General features: G+C 55.8%; 23 protein-coding genes and 2 rRNA genes. 24 read left to right on the plus strand and 1 reads right to left on the minus strand.

The window, feature by feature from the left end:
* Window positions 1–143, plus strand: a 23S ribosomal RNA gene (locus FE782_RS30940); the annotation flags it as partial.
* Between the two features lie 66 nt (window positions 144–209).
* Window positions 210–326: ribosomal RNA gene (gene rrf / locus FE782_RS30945) — 5S ribosomal RNA — on the plus strand.
* A gap of 135 nt (window positions 327–461) precedes the next feature.
* Here rrf and FE782_RS30950 read toward each other — a convergent pair.
* Window positions 462–5009 (minus strand): WIAG-tail domain, encoded by a 4548-nt coding sequence (locus FE782_RS30950; RefSeq protein WP_138198209.1) that lies wholly within the window; start codon window positions 5007–5009, stop codon window positions 462–464.
* A 333-nt stretch (window positions 5010–5342) separates the two neighbouring features.
* Here FE782_RS30950 and rpsJ point away from each other — a divergent pair, with 333 nt between their 5' ends.
* The 22 genes from rpsJ to secY all read left to right on the plus strand — a co-directional run bounded on the left by rpsJ (window position 5343) and on the right by secY (window position 16077).
* On the plus strand, window positions 5343–5651 hold the full coding sequence (rpsJ, locus tag FE782_RS30955) for a 30S ribosomal protein S10 (RefSeq protein WP_013921163.1): 309 nt from the start codon (window positions 5343–5345) through the stop codon (window positions 5649–5651).
* Between the two features lie 75 nt (window positions 5652–5726).
* Complete coding sequence (gene rplC, locus FE782_RS30960; protein WP_138198210.1) at window positions 5727–6356, plus strand: 50S ribosomal protein L3; 630 nt, start codon at window positions 5727–5729, stop codon at window positions 6354–6356.
* A 16-nt stretch (window positions 6357–6372) separates the two neighbouring features.
* Window positions 6373–6996, plus strand: coding sequence for a 50S ribosomal protein L4 (rplD, locus tag FE782_RS30965; protein WP_138198211.1), 624 nt, complete (start codon window positions 6373–6375; stop codon window positions 6994–6996).
* Window positions 6996–7289, plus strand: coding sequence for a 50S ribosomal protein L23 (rplW, locus tag FE782_RS30970; protein WP_138198212.1), 294 nt, complete (start codon window positions 6996–6998; stop codon window positions 7287–7289). The genes rplD and rplW overlap by 1 nt, the downstream gene beginning before the upstream one ends.
* Window positions 7290–7316: 27 nt before the next feature.
* Window positions 7317–8147, plus strand: coding sequence for a 50S ribosomal protein L2 (gene rplB, locus FE782_RS30975; protein ID WP_138198213.1), 831 nt, complete (start codon window positions 7317–7319; stop codon window positions 8145–8147).
* 45 nt (window positions 8148–8192) lie between these two features.
* Entirely contained in the window at window positions 8193–8474 is a 282-nt protein-coding gene (gene rpsS, locus FE782_RS30980) for a 30S ribosomal protein S19 (protein WP_138198214.1), read from the plus strand.
* A 91-nt stretch (window positions 8475–8565) separates the two neighbouring features.
* Entirely contained in the window at window positions 8566–8898 is a 333-nt protein-coding gene (gene rplV / locus FE782_RS30985) for a 50S ribosomal protein L22 (RefSeq protein ID WP_138198215.1), read from the plus strand.
* A gap of 26 nt (window positions 8899–8924) precedes the next feature.
* Window positions 8925–9587: a 30S ribosomal protein S3 gene (gene rpsC, locus FE782_RS30990; RefSeq protein ID WP_138198216.1), complete on the plus strand. Its 663-nt coding sequence runs from the start codon at window positions 8925–8927 to the stop codon at window positions 9585–9587.
* Window positions 9588–9590: 3 nt separating this feature from the next.
* Entirely contained in the window at window positions 9591–10025 is a 435-nt protein-coding gene (gene rplP / locus FE782_RS30995) for a 50S ribosomal protein L16 (protein WP_138198217.1), read from the plus strand.
* Window positions 10015–10215: a 50S ribosomal protein L29 gene (gene rpmC, locus FE782_RS31000; protein WP_138198218.1), complete on the plus strand. Its 201-nt coding sequence runs from the start codon at window positions 10015–10017 to the stop codon at window positions 10213–10215. Before rplP ends, rpmC begins: the two co-directional genes overlap by 11 nt.
* A gap of 19 nt (window positions 10216–10234) precedes the next feature.
* Window positions 10235–10498 carry a 30S ribosomal protein S17 gene (gene rpsQ, locus FE782_RS31005; RefSeq protein ID WP_138198219.1) on the plus strand — a complete coding sequence of 88 codons (264 nt, stop codon included), beginning with the start codon at window positions 10235–10237 and terminating at the stop codon, window positions 10496–10498.
* Window positions 10499–10539: 41 nt separating this feature from the next.
* Window positions 10540–10908, plus strand: a complete 369-nt coding sequence (gene rplN / locus FE782_RS31010) for a 50S ribosomal protein L14 (protein ID WP_138198220.1) — start codon at window positions 10540–10542, stop codon at window positions 10906–10908.
* A gap of 55 nt (window positions 10909–10963) precedes the next feature.
* Window positions 10964–11317, plus strand: a complete 354-nt coding sequence (gene rplX / locus FE782_RS31015) for a 50S ribosomal protein L24 (protein ID WP_238392726.1) — start codon at window positions 10964–10966, stop codon at window positions 11315–11317.
* A gap of 32 nt (window positions 11318–11349) precedes the next feature.
* Window positions 11350–11892, plus strand: coding sequence for a 50S ribosomal protein L5 (gene rplE, locus FE782_RS31020; RefSeq protein ID WP_138198221.1), 543 nt, complete (start codon window positions 11350–11352; stop codon window positions 11890–11892).
* 35 nt (window positions 11893–11927) lie between these two features.
* Window positions 11928–12113 (plus strand): type Z 30S ribosomal protein S14, encoded by a 186-nt coding sequence (locus FE782_RS31025; protein WP_138198222.1) that lies wholly within the window; start codon window positions 11928–11930, stop codon window positions 12111–12113.
* A 32-nt stretch (window positions 12114–12145) separates the two neighbouring features.
* Window positions 12146–12544: a 30S ribosomal protein S8 gene (rpsH, locus tag FE782_RS31030; protein ID WP_138198223.1), complete on the plus strand. Its 399-nt coding sequence runs from the start codon at window positions 12146–12148 to the stop codon at window positions 12542–12544.
* Window positions 12545–12578: 34 nt separating this feature from the next.
* Window positions 12579–13121 (plus strand): 50S ribosomal protein L6, encoded by a 543-nt coding sequence (gene rplF, locus FE782_RS31035; protein WP_138198224.1) that lies wholly within the window; start codon window positions 12579–12581, stop codon window positions 13119–13121.
* A 58-nt stretch (window positions 13122–13179) separates the two neighbouring features.
* Entirely contained in the window at window positions 13180–13545 is a 366-nt protein-coding gene (gene rplR / locus FE782_RS31040; protein ID WP_138198225.1) for a 50S ribosomal protein L18, read from the plus strand.
* Window positions 13546–13569: 24 nt separating this feature from the next.
* On the plus strand, window positions 13570–14070 hold the full coding sequence (gene rpsE, locus FE782_RS31045; protein WP_138198226.1) for a 30S ribosomal protein S5: 501 nt from the start codon (window positions 13570–13572) through the stop codon (window positions 14068–14070).
* A gap of 16 nt (window positions 14071–14086) precedes the next feature.
* Window positions 14087–14269, plus strand: coding sequence for a 50S ribosomal protein L30 (gene rpmD / locus FE782_RS31050; protein ID WP_238392727.1), 183 nt, complete (start codon window positions 14087–14089; stop codon window positions 14267–14269).
* A gap of 66 nt (window positions 14270–14335) precedes the next feature.
* A complete protein-coding gene (rplO, locus tag FE782_RS31055; protein ID WP_138198228.1) occupies window positions 14336–14776 on the plus strand; it encodes a 50S ribosomal protein L15 in 441 nt (146 codons plus the stop codon).
* Window positions 14776–16077: a preprotein translocase subunit SecY gene (secY, locus tag FE782_RS31060; RefSeq protein ID WP_138198229.1), complete on the plus strand. Its 1302-nt coding sequence runs from the start codon at window positions 14776–14778 to the stop codon at window positions 16075–16077. The genes rplO and secY overlap by 1 nt, the downstream gene beginning before the upstream one ends.
* Window positions 16078–16100: the final 23 nt, after the last annotated feature.

The raw sequence follows: 16100 nt of genomic DNA on the forward strand, positions 1-16100 counted from the left end.
AAAGCATCTAAGCGTGAAGCCCCCCTCAAGATGAGATTTCCCTGCTTGAAGACCCCATGTAGACGACGTGGTTGATAGGTTCGGGGTGGAAGCGCAGCAATGCGTGGAGCTGACGAATACTAATCGGTCGAGGACTTATCCAACATATTCGGATGAACATCTCAAGTTTCGCATCCAGTTTTCAGGGAGCAACCCCTGAACTATATAGGTTTGGTGATAATGGCGGAAGGGAACCACGCGTACCCATCCCGAACACGAACGTTAAGCCTTCCAGCGCCGATGGTACTTGGACCGCAGGGTCCCGGGAGAGTAGGACGTCGCCAAGCCGAGAAGCAAAGAACGCCTCTAGATCGAGCCATCGATCCGGAGGCGTTTTTTCGTACTTATAACGAAGGCAAAGCCTCCGGTCCATACAGACTGGAGGCTTTGCCTTACGTTAGGGTGTATAGCGGGCGAATTGCTTAACCGACTGCGATCCAGGACAACAGCCCTTCGGGGAGAGAACCGACGTGGATTTTCGTAATCGTGAGCTTCGCCGATTGATTCGTTACAGCGCCGATGGAAGCATAACACGAATGGTGGTTCGTGTTCGCTACAATCGTATAGTCGGCGTGATCGAAGCTCTGCGGGAAGAGGATCTCCACCTCAACCGATGCGTCGAGCGGGCCGAACGAAAACCGGGCCGATCCGAATTGCATGTTGACCGCCCGCGCTTGCGGAGATCGGACAACGTTCGTTGCGAGCTTCTCCGCTCCAACGGAGCCGTCTCGAATATGACGGGAGGTTACGGCGCCGTCTGCGATCTTGTTCTCCGTAACTTGGGAATCGCCGAGATGATTCGCCGCGATCGACGAAGGAGACAATAAGTCCGAAGTTATGCTCTGTTTCGCGATTTTATCGTTCGTTACCGAACCGTTCGCAAGATGCTCCGTCATTACGCATTCTTCGGAGAGATGGTCGGATCGAACGGACGCCGAAGCGATATGAATGTCTTGAACGGAGGCATCGGCAAGATGCACTCCGGTTACGGCGCATTCTTGAATCGTTTCGCTGGCGACGGATCTTGCTTGAAGATGTTCTTCTCCGATGCTATTCGTAGCGAGTTTGGATCCGTCGATACTACCGGCTTGAATGTCGAGCGTTCCTTCGGCGAGATGCGAACGAGTCACGGAACCGTTCCGCAGCTCGAGAGAACCGATGGCGCCTTCTTCGATGTGCTCGGACCCAATCGATCGGGCAGCGATTTTGTCGGCGGTTACGGCACCAGGGGCGATATGCTCCCCGCTCACGCTTCCCGAAGCAAGCTTGGATCCGACGATGCTGCCGTCCTCGATGTCAAGCGTTCCCTCGGCGAGGTGCGAGCGGGTGACCGAACCGAATTGAATATGGAGCGAGCCGATGGCGCCTTCCTCAATGTGCTTGGAACCGATCGAAGACGAAGCAATTTTTTCGGCGGTGACGGCCCCCGAGGCGATATGCTCCCCGCTGACGCTTCCCGAAGCAAGCTTGGATCCGACGATGCTGCCGTCCTCGATGTCAAGCGTTCCCTCAGCGAGGTGCGAACGAGTGACGGACCCGGCTTGCAGTTGGAGCGAGCCGATGGCGCCCTCTTCAATGTGCTCGGAACCGATCGAAGACGAAGCGATTTTTTCGGCGGTGACGGCCCCCGAGGCAATATGCTCTTCGCTGACGCTGCCCGAAGCAAGCTTGGATCCGACGATGCTGCCGTCCTCGATGTCGAGCGTTCCCTCGGCGAGATGCGAGCGGGTGACGGAACCGGTCTGCAGTTGGAGCGAGCCGATAGCGCCCTCTTCAATGTGATCGGAACGGATCGATGACGAAGCGATCTTGTCGGCGGTGACGGCCCCCGGGGCAATATGTTCTTCGCTGACGCTGCTCAAGGCAAGCTTGGATCCGTCGATGGTGCCGTCCTCGATGTCGAGCGTTCCCTCGGCGAGATGCGAACGAGTGACGGAACCGGCCTGCAGTTGGAGCGAGCCGATGGCGCCCTCTTCAATGTGCTCGGAACCGATCGAAGACGAAGCGATTTTTTCGGCGGTGACGGCCCCCGAGGCAATATGCTCTTCGCTGACGCTGCCCGAGGCTAGCTTGGATCCGTCGATGCTGCCGACTTCGATGTCGAGCGTTCCCTCGGCGAGATGCGAGCGGGTGACCGAACCGAATTGAATATGAAGCGAGCCGATGGCACCCTCTTCGATATGCTCGGACCCGATCGAAGACGAAGCGATCTTGTCGCCGGTGACGGCCCCCGGGGCGATATGCGCTTCGCTGACGGTGCCCGAGGCAAGCTTGGATCCGTCGATGCTGCCATTCTCGATGTCGAGCGTTCCCTCGGCGAGATGCGAGCGGGTGACCGAACCGAATTGAATATGAAGCGAGCCGATGGCGTCTTCTTCAATGTGTTCGGACCCGATCGAAGACAAAGCGATCTTTTCACTTGTAACGGCCCCTGGAAGAATATGCTCCTCATAGACGCTATCAACGGCAAGTTTAGATCCGTCGATGCTGCCGTCTTCGATGTCGAGCGTTCCCTCGACAAGATGCGCACGAGAAATCGAGCCGGGTTGCAATTGCAGCGAACCGACGGCGCCATCCTCGAGATGTTCGGCGCGGATCGATAAAGGGGCGATTTTCTCGCCGGTGACGGCCTCGTCTCGAAGATGCTCTTCGGCGATGGAGCCCGCTGCAAGTTTGGTCCCGTCGATGCTTCCGGACTGCACATGCACTCCCTCGATGGCACCCTTCCGTAGCTGCGCGGAGCCGATGGTTCCTTCCGCGAGATGCTCGGAGCGAATCGCGCCGGATGTGATATTCCGCGAGGAGACGGCATTATCCGACAAATGCTTATTCAATATCGACGTTTCCGCTATATGTTCGGACAGAACCGCGGCGGGACGAAGGTGAATGCTCTGTACGGATTGATAGGCCAAGTGTTTCCCAAGTACATTTTCCGCGGTCAGATGAATGGACTTTACGGAATGCTCGGCTAAGTGATCGCTCTTCACCGCGCCGTCTTGCAAGTGAGATTCGGAAATCGAAGCCGGCGCGATGTGCGTTCCCGTGATGGAGTCGTTCGCGACATGTTCGGATCGAACCGCGCCGGACGCCAGTTTCTCGGCATCGACTGCGCCGGGTTGCAGCGATACGCTCGACACGCTTCCCGGAGTCAAGTGCTCCGCACGGATCAACTGCTCGGCAAGGTGCTCGCCGGTGACGGCTCCGACATCGATATGGGCGGAGCCGACGGAGCCCGGAGCGATCTTATCCGAGGTGACGATTTCAGGGCTCAAATGGCGGTTGTGAATGGAGAGCGCGCGCAGCTTCTCCCCGGAGATGATGCCGTCGGCTAGCTTCTCTACCGTGAAGACGCCTTCGTCCAGATGCGCGGCCTTGATGGAGCCGGGCGAAAGATGGTACCCGCGAATCGATTCCGCGGCGATATGCTCGGAGAGAATGGCGTCCTCCGCGATTTTGTCGCCGGTAACGGCTCGTTCCGTTATCTTCTCGGTGCCGATCGACCGACGTGCGATATGAACGGATTCGACGGCGGAAGGCGCGATATGCTCGGAGAGGATCGTCGATTTCGCAATCTTATCGCCGGTGACGGCGTCATCGGCAAGGTGGGAGGTCGAGACCGATTCCGACGCAAGCTTGGAAGAGGTGACGCCTTCCTCCGCCAGATGCTTCGTCCCCACGGCCGAGTCGTCGATATGGCGAGCTTTCACGGCACCCGGCGCAAGCTTCGCGTCGTTCACGGCTTCGTCCGCGATCGACGGGGTAAGGACGGAGCTGCGTTGCAGGTGCACCGATACAATGCTGTTCGGAGAGAGATGACTGCTGACGATAGCTCCTTCGCACAGGTGATCGCGCGTCACGCTCGAAGTCGATAAGTGATGTTTTTCGATCGCGCCGAGAGCCAGCTTCTCGGAGGTGATGGCTCCGTCGGACAATTTCTCGGACGTCACCGAGCCGGCCGCGAGTTTATCGGAGGTGACGGATTGCGCCGAGAGCTTATCGTTCGTTACGGCATGCTGGGCGAGGTGCGGTGTCGTGACGGCTTCATGCCTCAGATGTAAGGCGGAGATACTGTCCGGCGCCACCTTGCTCCCCGTGACGGCACGATTTTGCAGCATGGCGGACGAAACCGCCTCATCCTGGATATGGTCGAAAGTGACGGATCCGGACTTGATATGAATCGATCCGACGGAATTCTCCGCCAGCTTCGCGTCCGTTACCGCATGATCGGAAAGTTTCTCCGTCGTGACGGAATCGTTCCCGAGCTTGATCGAATTCACCGCGCCGTTGGCGAGATGGGCGGATTGAATCGAGCTGACCGACAGCTTGCTTGCTGTAATAGATCCGTCCTGCATCAGACTGCCCGAGATCGACTGCGGCGCCAGATGGGCGGTCGTGATCGACCCTTCCGCAATCTTATGGGAGTCGATCGCTTTGTCGGCCAGCTTCTCGGACGTAATGCAGCCGTCTATTAGGTGGTGTCCTTGGATGGAACGGTGCGCGAGCTTATCCGCGGTGACGGAATGGTTCGCCAGATGCCGCTGATCGACCGCGTGATCGGCGATTTTGCGGGAGGTTACGCTGCCGTCCGCGATTTTTACTTCCTTTATAATATAGTCCTGCAATTCGTCCGTACCGATACCCGACAATTTTATCTTCTTGCCGTCGATCGTGCGGTTTTGAATCTTGTCGTTCGTGACGGCTTGATCGGAAATATCGTCGGTGTAAATGATCGGTCCGTCGACGACTTCCCTTCGTTTCTCGATTTCGATGGCGGACTCTTTAAATTCAACCTTCTTCTTCTCGGTCCCGGCGTTGCGCTTTGCCGGCGGGCTCGCGCTGGCGGCCGACAGCGAAGCGCGCGGCTCTTCCTGAGTATCCTGCATCGAATCCACATCCGGATCCGCGCTCAGCCAATTCATCTCGTTGATGCGGTCCGGCCATCGAGTCGATTTCCTCGGTCTCTTCCTCATTCGTGAATTTGCTCCTTTCGCACCTTTCTACAGCAAGATATGCATTTGCCTAAAGGACGGAAACGGGAAAAGGAAAAACGTTCGCATTATTTTACGGCCATAAAATGGTAAATGATGGTATGCATAAACTATTTGAAGATTTCCTTGACGTCCGCCTATAAAATTTGATATTATAGTGAGCGTTGGTCTGTGACTGTGCGATGATGCGAGAGGTTGCCGACACACCCGGCCCCTTTGCCATGAAGTGGGTATGCGGTGTTCAAGAGCAGTCGGAGAATTTTCGCGGAGTATGTCCGATTACAAAATTGGGCGATAGAAGGAGGGATTTTCACCATGGCGAAGCAAAAGATTCGTATCCGTTTGAAGGCGTACGATCACAGAGTTCTTGACCAGTCCGCGGAGAAAATCGTCGACACGGCAAAGCGTTCCGGAGCAGGCGTTTCCGGTCCGATTCCGTTGCCGACGGAGAAGCAAATCATCACGATCTTGCGCGCGGTGCACAAGTACAAGGATTCCCGGGAGCAGTTCGAAATGCGTACGCATAAGCGTCTGATCGACATTGTCAACCCGACGCCGCAAACTGTCGACGCTTTGATGCGCTTGGACTTGCCGTCCGGTGTAGATATCGAAATCAAGCTCTAATTCAAGAGCGATCAAGGCAACACGCGTATATAACGCAAACCATCATTTACTTATAGGGCGAAAAGAGGTGTCAACATGACAAAAGGTATCTTAGGAAAGAAACTGGGCATGACGCAGGTGTTTACCGAAGACGGCAACGTCGTACCGGTAACGGTCATCCAAGCAGGACCTTGCGTAGTTCTTCAGAAGAAGGACGGCGAGAATGACGGCTATACCGCGATCCAGCTCGGCTTCGACGAGAAGAAAGAGAAGAACACTACGAAACCGGCGCTTGGCCACGTGAAGAAGGCTGGCACGACTCCTAAGCGCTACATTAAAGAATTCCGCGATGTCGACTTGTCTCAATACGAAGTTGGCCAGGTGGTTTCGGCCGACCTGTTCGCGGAAGGCGAGTATGTTGACGTGACGGGAACTTCCAAGGGCCGCGGAACGCTCGGCGCGATCCAACGCTGGAACATGAGCCGCGGACCGATGTCCCACGGTTCCAAGTATCACAGAGGTCAAGGTTCCCTCGCGATTCACCGCGACGCGAACCGCGTACCGAAGGGCAAGAAGATGGCGGGCCGCACGGGTAACGAGACGGTTACGCTGCAAAATCTCAAGGTCGTTAAAGTAGACACGGAGCGCAACGTTCTGTTGATCAGCGGTTCCATCCCTGGCGCGAAGAACAGCTACGTGAAAATCGCTTCGGCCATTAAGAAATAAGAAAGGAGGAGCATCCATGCCGAAAGTTGCTTTATATAACGCAAGCGGCGCCCAAGTGGGCGAAGTCGAATTGGCGGATACGGTATTCGGCGTCGAGCCGAACAAATACGTAATGCACGACGCGGTGTTGCTGCAGCAGGCTTCCCTGCGCGCCGGCACGCACAAGACGAAGGGTCGCAGCGAAGTGCGCGGCGGCGGTCGCAAGCCTTGGAAACAAAAAGGCACAGGCCGCGCGCGTCAAGGCTCCATTCGTTCTCCGCAATGGAAAGGCGGCGGTATCGTCTTCGGACCGACTCCGCGCAGCTACGGTTTCAAACTGCCGAAGAAAGTTCGTCGTCTGGCGCTGAAATCCGCGCTCTCTTCGAAAGTGATCGACAACGAAATCATCGTTCTCGACGCGCTCTCGATCGCGGCGCCGAAGACGAAGGAAATCAAGGCGATTTTGAACAACCTGAAGATCGACCGCAAGGCGCTTGTCGTCACGGCTGAATACGACGATAACGTAGCATTGTCCGTACGGAACTTGCCGAACGCGAAGTTCGTATCGGCGGAAGGCATCAACGTGCTCGACGTACTCGGTTACGACAAGCTCATCATCACGAAGGATGCCGCCAAGAAAGTCGAGGAGGTGTTCGCGTAATGAAGAGCCCATATGATATTATCCGTCGCCCGATCATCACGGAGCGTACGAGCGAGCTGATGGAAGACAAGAAATACGTCTTCGAAGTCGATCGTCGCGTGAATAAGACGGAAATCAAACAAGCGGTCGAAGCGATCTTCCAAGTGAAGGTCACGAGCGTTAACACGATCAACGTCGCAGCCAAGCCGAAGCGCTACGGCCGTTACAACGGCTACACTTCCGAGTGGAAGAAAGCCATCGTTACGCTTAGCCCGGACAGCAAAGAACTCGCGTTCTTCGAAACGGCGGAATAACACTCTTTAAAGAAGGAGGGAAACCAGATGCCAATCAAAAGTTTTAAACCGTATACGGCGTCGCGCCGTCAGATGACGGTCAACGCGTTCTCGGAAATCACGACGGACCAGCCGGAGAAATCCTTGCTTGCGCCGCTCATGAACAAAGCGGGCCGCAACAACCAAGGTAAAATCACGACTCGTCACCACGGCGGCGGTCACAAGCGGAAATACCGGATCATCGACTTCAAGCGCAACAAGGACGGCGTTCCTGGACGCGTGGCGACGATCGAATACGATCCGAACCGTACGGCGAACATCGCTTTGATCAACTACGTCGACGGCGAGAAGCGCTACATCCTCGCGCCGAAGGGCTTGAAGGTAGACGACGTGATCGTCTCCGGTCCGGACGCCGACATCAAAGTGGGCAACTCGTTGCCGATGGAGAACATTCCGGTCGGTACCGTGATCCACAACATCGAGCTGAAGCCGGGCAAGGGCGGCCAGTTGGTCCGCGCTGCAGGCACGGAAGCTCAATTGCTCGGTAAAGAAGAAACTTACGTCATCGTTCGCTTGTCTTCCGGCGAGATGCGCCGCATTCTCAAGGTGTGCCGCGCGACGATCGGTTCCGTAGGCAACGAAGACCACGAGTTGATCAACATCGGTAAAGCCGGCCGCAGCCGTTGGATGCGCAAGCGCCCGACCGTCCGCGGTGTCGTCATGAACCCGAACGATCACCCGCACGGCGGCGGCGAAGGTCGCGCACCGATCGGCCGCAAGTCTCCGATGTCCCCGTGGGGCAAGAAGACGCTTGGCGCGAAGACTCGGAAGAAGAACAAAGCATCCGACAAATATATCGTTCGTCGCCGCACGAAGTAATCGGCGCACCGCGAACGAACCTAAGCCTGGAAGGGAGGATCATCCATGGGCCGCAGCTTAAAGAAAGGGCCGTTCATCGACGGCTACCTGCTTAAGAAAGTCGAAGAACTGAACGCGTCCGGCAAGAAGGTCGTCATCAAGACTTGGTCCCGCCGCTCGACGGTATTCCCGCAATTCGTGGGTCATACGTTCGGCGTATACGACGGCCGCAAGCACGTTCCGGTTTACGTAACGGAGGACATGGTTGGCCACAAGCTCGGCGAATTCGCGCCGACGCGGACGTACAAGGGTCATACCGACGACGACAAGAAAACCGGAAGAAGATAACAATTCGAACGACCAGCGGGAAAAGGGTGCGCGATAAGCGGATCGTTTTCCCCAATACGGACAAGGTCACTCGAGAGGAGGGTACTATCTCGTGGAAGCGAAAGCACATTTGAGTCATGTTCGCATCACGGCACGGAAAGCGCGCCTGGTGCTCGATCTCATTCGCGGCAAGCAGGTGGGCGAAGCGATCTCCATCCTTCGTCATACGCCTCGCGGCGCATCGCCGGTCATCGAGAAGTTGTTGAACTCGGCCATCGCCAACGCGGAACATAACTACAACTTGGATCCGAACAAATTGGTCATCTCCCAAGCGTATGCTAACGAAGGGCCGACCATGAAGCGGATGCAACCGCACGCGCAAGGCCGCGCATTCTCGATCTTCAAGCGCACGAGCCACATCACGCTCGCGGTTAAGGAACAATAATACTTCACCAATAAGGAGGGAAACGTGTGGGTCAAAAAGTCAGCCCGGTAGGACTCCGAATCGGAATTATCCGCGATTGGGAATCGAAATGGTACGCCGACAAGGAGTTCGGCAAACTCCTGATCGAAGATGTCAAAATCCGTGAGTTCCTCAAGAATAAATTGAAAGAATGCTCCGTATCCCGCATCGACATCGAGCGCGCGGCGAACCGCGTGAACGTCACTATTCATACGGCGAAGCCCGGAATGGTTATCGGTAAAGGCGGAGCGGAAGTCGAAGTCATCCGCGGTCAACTCGCGAAGATGACGGACAAGAAAGTCCACATCAACATCTCCGAAATCAAGAACGCCGAATTGGACGCGATTCTTGTCGCGGAATCGATCGCGCAGCAGCTTGAGCGCCGCGTCTCGTTCCGTCGCGCAATGAAGCAAGCGATCCAACGCACGCTGCGTTCCGGCGCGAAGGGGATCAAGACTTCGGTCAGCGGTCGTCTCGGCGGCGCGGAAATCGCGCGTACGGAAGGCTATAGCGAAGGCACGGTGCCGCTGCACACGCTGCGCGCCGACATCGATTACGGTACGGCGGAAGCGCACACGACCTACGGACGCATCGGCGTTAAAGTATGGATCTATCGCGGCGAAGTTCTGCCTGCTGCAAAGCGGAGAACGAAGAAGGAAGGAGAGCAATAAACCATGTTACTTCCTAAACGCGTCAAATACCGCAAAGAACAACGCGGCAGCATGAAGGGCCGCGCGAAAGGCGGTACTGAAGTCGCATTCGGCGAATACGGTTTGCAGGCGCTCGAGCCGGCTTGGGTGACCAACCGCCAGATCGAAGCGGCACGTATCGCAATGACCCGTTACATCAAGCGGGGCGGTAAAGTATGGATTAAAATCTTCCCTTCCAAGCCGATTACGCAAAAGCCGCTTGAAGTCCGGATGGGTAGCGGTAAAGGTAACGTCGAGAAGTGGGTTGCTGTCGTAAAACCAGGCAAGATCTTATTCGAACTCGCCGGGGTGAGCGAAGAGATCGCTCGCGAGGCTATGAGACTCGCGTCGCACAAACTTCCGATCAAGACGAAGTTCGTGAAGCGCGAAGAATTGGGTGGTGAAGCAAATGAAAGCTAATGACCTTCGCAACTTGACCACTGCCGAAATCGAACAAAAAGTAGCGGGTTATAAAGAAGAGTTGTTCAACCTCCGCTTTCAACTGGCGACCGGCCAATTGGATAACCCAACCCGGATCAGAGAAGTGCGCAAAGAAATCGCCCGCGCGAAGACGGTTTTGCGCGAGCGCGAACTCGGGATCGGATCCTAATCGAGAGGAGGCTTGAGCAGTGACTGAACGTAACCTTCGAAAAGAGCAGATCGGCAAAGTCGTCAGCGATAAGATGGATAAGACGATCGTCGTTGCGGTAGAGACGTACAAGAAGCACGAACTCTATCACAAGCGGATTAAGTATACGAAGAAGTTCAAAGCTCACGACGAAACGAACGAAGCGAAAATCGGCGACACGGTCCGCATCATGGAGACGCGCCCGTTGTCCAAAGACAAGCGCTGGAGACTCGTCGAAATCGTGGAAAAAGCGGTAATCGTGTAAGCAACATTACGGTTTGAACGCATGCGAAAGGAGGTCACAACGTGATCCAACCATTTAGCCGTTTGAAAGTGGCCGACAACTCCGGGGCGAAAGAATTGATGTGTATCCGCGTGTTGGGCGGCACGGGTCGTCGTGCAGCGCATATCGGCGACTTGATCGTATGTTCCGTCAAGGAAGCAACACCAGGTGGCGTTGTCAAGAAGGGCGACGTCGTTAAGGCGGTTATCGTCCGCACGGTTCGCGGCGCACGCCGGAAAGACGGTTCTTACATCTCGTTCGACGAGAACGCAGCCGTGATCGTGAAGGAAGACAAGAGCCCGCGCGGCACTCGTATTTTCGGACCGGTCGCTCGCGAACTTCGCGATCGCGATTTCATGAAGATCGTATCTTTGGCTCCCGAGGTTATCTAATCCGGGGCATCGGACCTTAAGTCGATAGAAACCGTGTAACACAGGAGGTGTAAACATGCCTAGATTGAAGAAGATCCTCGAAAGCCACAACAACAAATTGCACGTGAAGAAGGACGATACGGTCATCGTCATCACGGGTAAAGATAAAGGCAAGAAGGGCCGGATCATCGCTTCGTACCCGCGTGAAAACCGCGTTCTCGTAGAAGGCGTGAACATGGTGAAGAAGCACACGAAGCCGAACCCGGCGAATCCGCAAGGCGGCATCATCGAACAAGAAGCTCCGATTCACGCTTCGAACGTGATGCACATCGACCCGAAGAGCGGCAAGCCGACTCGGATCGGTTACAAGACGCTTGATAACGGCAAAAAAGTACGCGTCGCCAAGAAATCCGGCGAAGTGATCGACTAACTACCCCGCGTAGGAAGGAGGACAATGCAACCATGGCAGCAAGACTGAAAGAGAAGTTCTTGAACGAAGTGACTCCTGCATTGATGCAGAAGTTCAGCTATCAATCGGTAATGCAAGTGCCGAAGATCGAGAAGGTCGTCATCAACATGGGCGTGGGCGACGCAGCAGGCAACGCGAAGCTGCTCGACGCGGCTGTGGAAGAGATGCAAACGATCGCCGGTCAGAAGCCGATCATTACGAAGGCGAAGAAATCCATCGCAGGCTTCAAGCTTCGCGAAGGCATGCCGATCGGCGTGAAGGTTACCCTCCGCGGCGACCGCATGTATTTCTTCTTGGATAAGCTCTTCAACATCGCGCTTCCGCGCGTCCGCGACTTCCGCGGCGTGTCCTCGAAAGCGTTCGACGGCCGCGGCAACTACACGCTGGGCCTCAAAGAACAACTGATCTTCCCGGAAATCGAGTACGACAAGGTCGACAAGATCCGCGGCATGGACATCGTTATCGTTACGACGGCGAAGTCCGACGAAGAATCTCGCGAGCTTCTCTCTCAAATGGGAATGCCATTCGTTAAGTAAGACCAACTCCACCTAAACGGAGGTGAACCACGCAAGTGGCAAAAACATCGATGAAAGTAAAGCAACAACGTAAGCCGAAGTTCAAAGTTCAAGCTTACACGCGTTGCGAACGCTGCGGACGCCCGCACTCTGTGCTGCGGAAATTCCATATTTGCCGGATTTGCTTCCGCGAATTGGCATACAAAGGTCAAATCCCCGGCGTGAAAAAGGCCAGCTGGTAAAAACCCTGACGAGGGAAGGAGGTACGTGATTCATGGTTATGTCCGATCCGATTGCAGATATGTTGACACGCATTCGCAACGCGAACACGGTCCGTCACGAGACGGTCGAAATCCCGGCATCCAAGATTAAGCGCGAAATCGCCGAAATCTTAAAGCAAGAGGGTTTCGTGCGCGACGCGGAATACGTTAACGACAATAAACAGGGGATCATCCGCCTGTTCTTGAAATACGGCCAGAATAACGAGCGCGTTATTACGGGTCTGAAGCGAATCAGCAAGCCGGGCCTTCGCGTCTATGCGAAGTCCAACGAACTTCCGCGCGTCTTGGGCGGTTTGGGTATCGCGATCATCTCGACATCCAAAGGCTTGATGACCGACAAAGCGGCTCGTCAATCGAAGAGCGGCGGAGAAGTCGTCTGCTACGTGTGGTAATTCAGCAACACAAGAAACGGAGGTGCAACGCAAGATGTCCCGTATTGGACGCAAACCGATTGCAGTTCCGAACGGCGTAACGGTCACCCTCGACAACCGTACGATTACGGTGAAAGGGCCGAAAGGCACGCTGTCCCGCGAACTGCATAAAGATATGAAAATCAACGTGGCGGAAAACGAAATCCTCGTAGAACGCCCATCCGATCACAAGCTGCATCGTTCCTTGCACGGTACGACTCGCAGCGTGATCGCGAACATGATCATCGGCGTAACGGACGGATACGCGAAGACGCTCGAGCTCGTCGGCGTCGGTTACCGCGCGAACAAGACAGGCGAGAAGCTTGTCCTGAACGTAGGCTACTCGCATCCGGTCGAGATCGTTCCGGAAGGCGTGGAATTCGAAGTTCCCGCACAAAACCGCATTATCGTTCGCGGCATCGACAAGGAACTCGTCGGCGCATACGCGGCGAAAGTACGCTCCGTGCGCGAGCCTGAGCCGTACAAAGGCAAAGGCATCAAATACGAAGGCGAACGCATTATCCGTAAAGAGGGTAAAGCGGGCGGCAAGAAGAAGTAATCGATCCAGCGCCGCGTAGCGGCAAGCGATCAAGCATGAGAGGAGTGAAAGTAAGCTCATGATTACGAAAGGCGATAAGAATAAAACTCGTAAAGTGCGCCATTTCCGCGTTCGGAAGAAAATCACCGGTACGGCGGAGCGCCCTAGACTGAACGTATTCCGCTCTTCGAAGCACATCTACGCGCAAATCATCGACGACGTCAAAGGCGTAACATTGGCAGCAGCCTCGACGCTCGACAAGGATTTGGAAGGCGTAGGCAACGGAGGCAACGTGGAGGCGGCTCGCAAGGTCGGCGAAGCGATCGCGAAGAAGGCGCAAGCGGCAGGTCTGAAGAACGTCGTATTCGATCGCGGCGGGTACTTGTACCACGGCCGGATCCAGGCGCTCGCGGACGCGGCTCGCGAAGCCGGTTTGGAATTCTAATCTCACAAACAAGGAGGGTTATGCTTGCGCATTGATCCGAATACAGTAGGCGAATTGACGGAGAAGGTCGTAACGATCAACCGCGTCGCTAAAGTCGTAAAAGGCGGACGCCGTTTCAGCTTCAGCGCGCTGGTCGTCGTCGGCGACGGTCAAGGTCATGTCGGCGCCGGCATCGGCAAAGCGGCGGAAGTGCCGGACGCGATTCGCAAAGGCATCGAAGACGCGAAGAAAAATCTTATCAAAATCCCGCTCGTCGGAACGACGATCCCGCACCTCGTTGTGGGTAAGTTCGGCGCAGGTCAAGTGCTTCTGAAGCCCGCTTCCGAAGGTACCGGCGTCATCGCCGGCGGCCCGGTTCGCGCGGTGCTCGAGCTTGCAGGCGTCGGCGACATCCTGACGAAATCGCTTGGCTCGTCCAACTCGATGAACATGGTTAACGCTACGCTCGAAGGTCTCTCCCGCTTGAAGCGCGCCGAAGATGTGGCGAAACTTCGCGGCAAGACCGTCGAGGAGCTACTACGATAACGAGGAGGGGACGTTCGTGGCGAAATTGCAAATCACCCTCAAGCGCAGCTTGATCGGTCGCCCGGAAGACCAACGCGTTACGGTCCGGACACTGGGCCTCCGCAAGATGCACCAGTCCGTCGTGCAGAACGACAATCCGGCCATTCGCGGAATGGTCAACAAAGTGATACACTTGGTAGATGTAAAAGAAGTCGAGTAAACAAAATTTCGTCGAAGTTCTTCGATGATTTTCTTGTGCATGGAACTATATGAAGGAGGTGCGACGATGAAAATCCACGAACTGCAACCGGCACCGGGTTCGCGTCAAACGCGCAAGCGCGTTGGCCGCGGCGTCGGCAGCGGCATGGGCAAAACGTCGACACGAGGTCACAAAGGTCAGAACGCACGTTCCGGCGGCGGTGTACGCCCTGGTTTCGAAGGCGGTCAGAACCCGTTGTACCGCCGTTTGCCGAAGCGCGGTTTCAATAACCCGTTCCGCAAAGAGTACGCGATTGTGAACCTTGAGCAGTTGAACAACTTTGCCGACGGCACGGAAGTGACTCCGGAGATCTTGATCAACTCCGGAATCATCAAGAACCCGCTTGCCGGCATCAAAGTTCTCGGCGACGGCGAATTGACCGTGAAGCTCTCGGTCAAGGCGAACAAGTTCTCGAAATCTGCGGTTGAAAAAATTACCGCTGCGGGCGGCAATGCCGAGGTGATCTGATGCTGACGACGGTGCAGAACATTTGGAAAGTCGCCGAGCTGCGGAACCGGATTTTGTTCACGCTCGGGATTTTGATCATCTACCGGCTCGGCGCGTTCATTCCGGTGCCGAACATTAATCTCGATGCGTTGACGGCGGCTGACGTGCAGTCGCAGGGCGTGTTCGGTCTCATGAACACGTTCTCCGGCGGCGCGTTGTTCCAGTTTTCGATCTTCGCGATGGGGATCATGCCGTACATCACGGCATCCATCATCGTGCAGCTGCTCTCTATGGACGTCGTTCCGCGCTTCACGCAGTGGGCGAAGGAAGGCGAAGTCGGCAGACGGAAGCTCGCTCAGATTACCCGGTACGGTACGATTGTTCTGGGTCTGTTCCAAGCGTACAGCATGTCGATCGGTTTCAATAATCTGTTCCCTGGTCTCGTTATCGACGTCAGCTTCGCGACGTTCACGCTGATCGCGATCGTTCTGACGGCCGGTACGGCGTTCCTGATGTGGCTCGGCGAGCAGATTACGGAAAAAGGGATCGGCAACGGGATCTCGATTTTGATCTTCGCCGGGATCATCGCCGCGATTCCTACGATTATCCAGCAGATTTATCAGACCCTCTTCCTGAATGCTGTGGACAGCGCGCTGTTCCTCAACATCCTGAAGGTCGTTCTGATCGTGCTGGTCGTCGTAGCGATTATCGTCGGCGTCATTTTCGTCCAACAGGGCATTCGGAAAATTCCGGTTCAATACGCGAAGCGCGTCGTCGGGCGCAAGATGTACGGCGGACAATCGACGCATATCCCGCTTAAGGTGAATGCGGCGGGCGTCATTCCGGTCATCTTCGCGCTGTCGCTGCTGCTCTTCCCGTATACGATCGCTAGCTTCTTCACGGGCAACGCGGTCGCGGACTGGATTATCGCTAATACGTATTACACGGCGCCGCTCGGCATGGTGTTGTACGTGCTTCTGATTATCGGCTTCACCTTCTTCTACACGTTCGTGCAGATCAATCCGGTGCAGATGGCCGATAACATGAAGAAGAACGGCGGGTACATCCCAGGCATTCGTCCGGGGATCACGACGTCGAACTACTTGACGAAAGTCATCTCTCGCATCACGCTGTCCGGCGCCATCTTCCTCGCTCTCGTCTCGATCTTGCCGGTATTCTTCGGCAGTCTGGCGGGGCTTCCGAATACGGTAACGGTCGGCGGTACGAGCTTGCTCATCGTCGTCGGCGTCGCGCTCGAGACGATGAAGCAAATCGAAAGCCAGTTGATCAAGCGCCATTACAAGGGCTTCATCAATCGGTAAGAGATCAGGGAAAGAGGCGCGTC

This window comes from Paenibacillus antri (assembly GCF_005765165.1).
GTDB lineage: Bacteria > Bacillota > Bacilli > Paenibacillales > YIM-B00363 > Paenibacillus_AE > Paenibacillus_AE antri.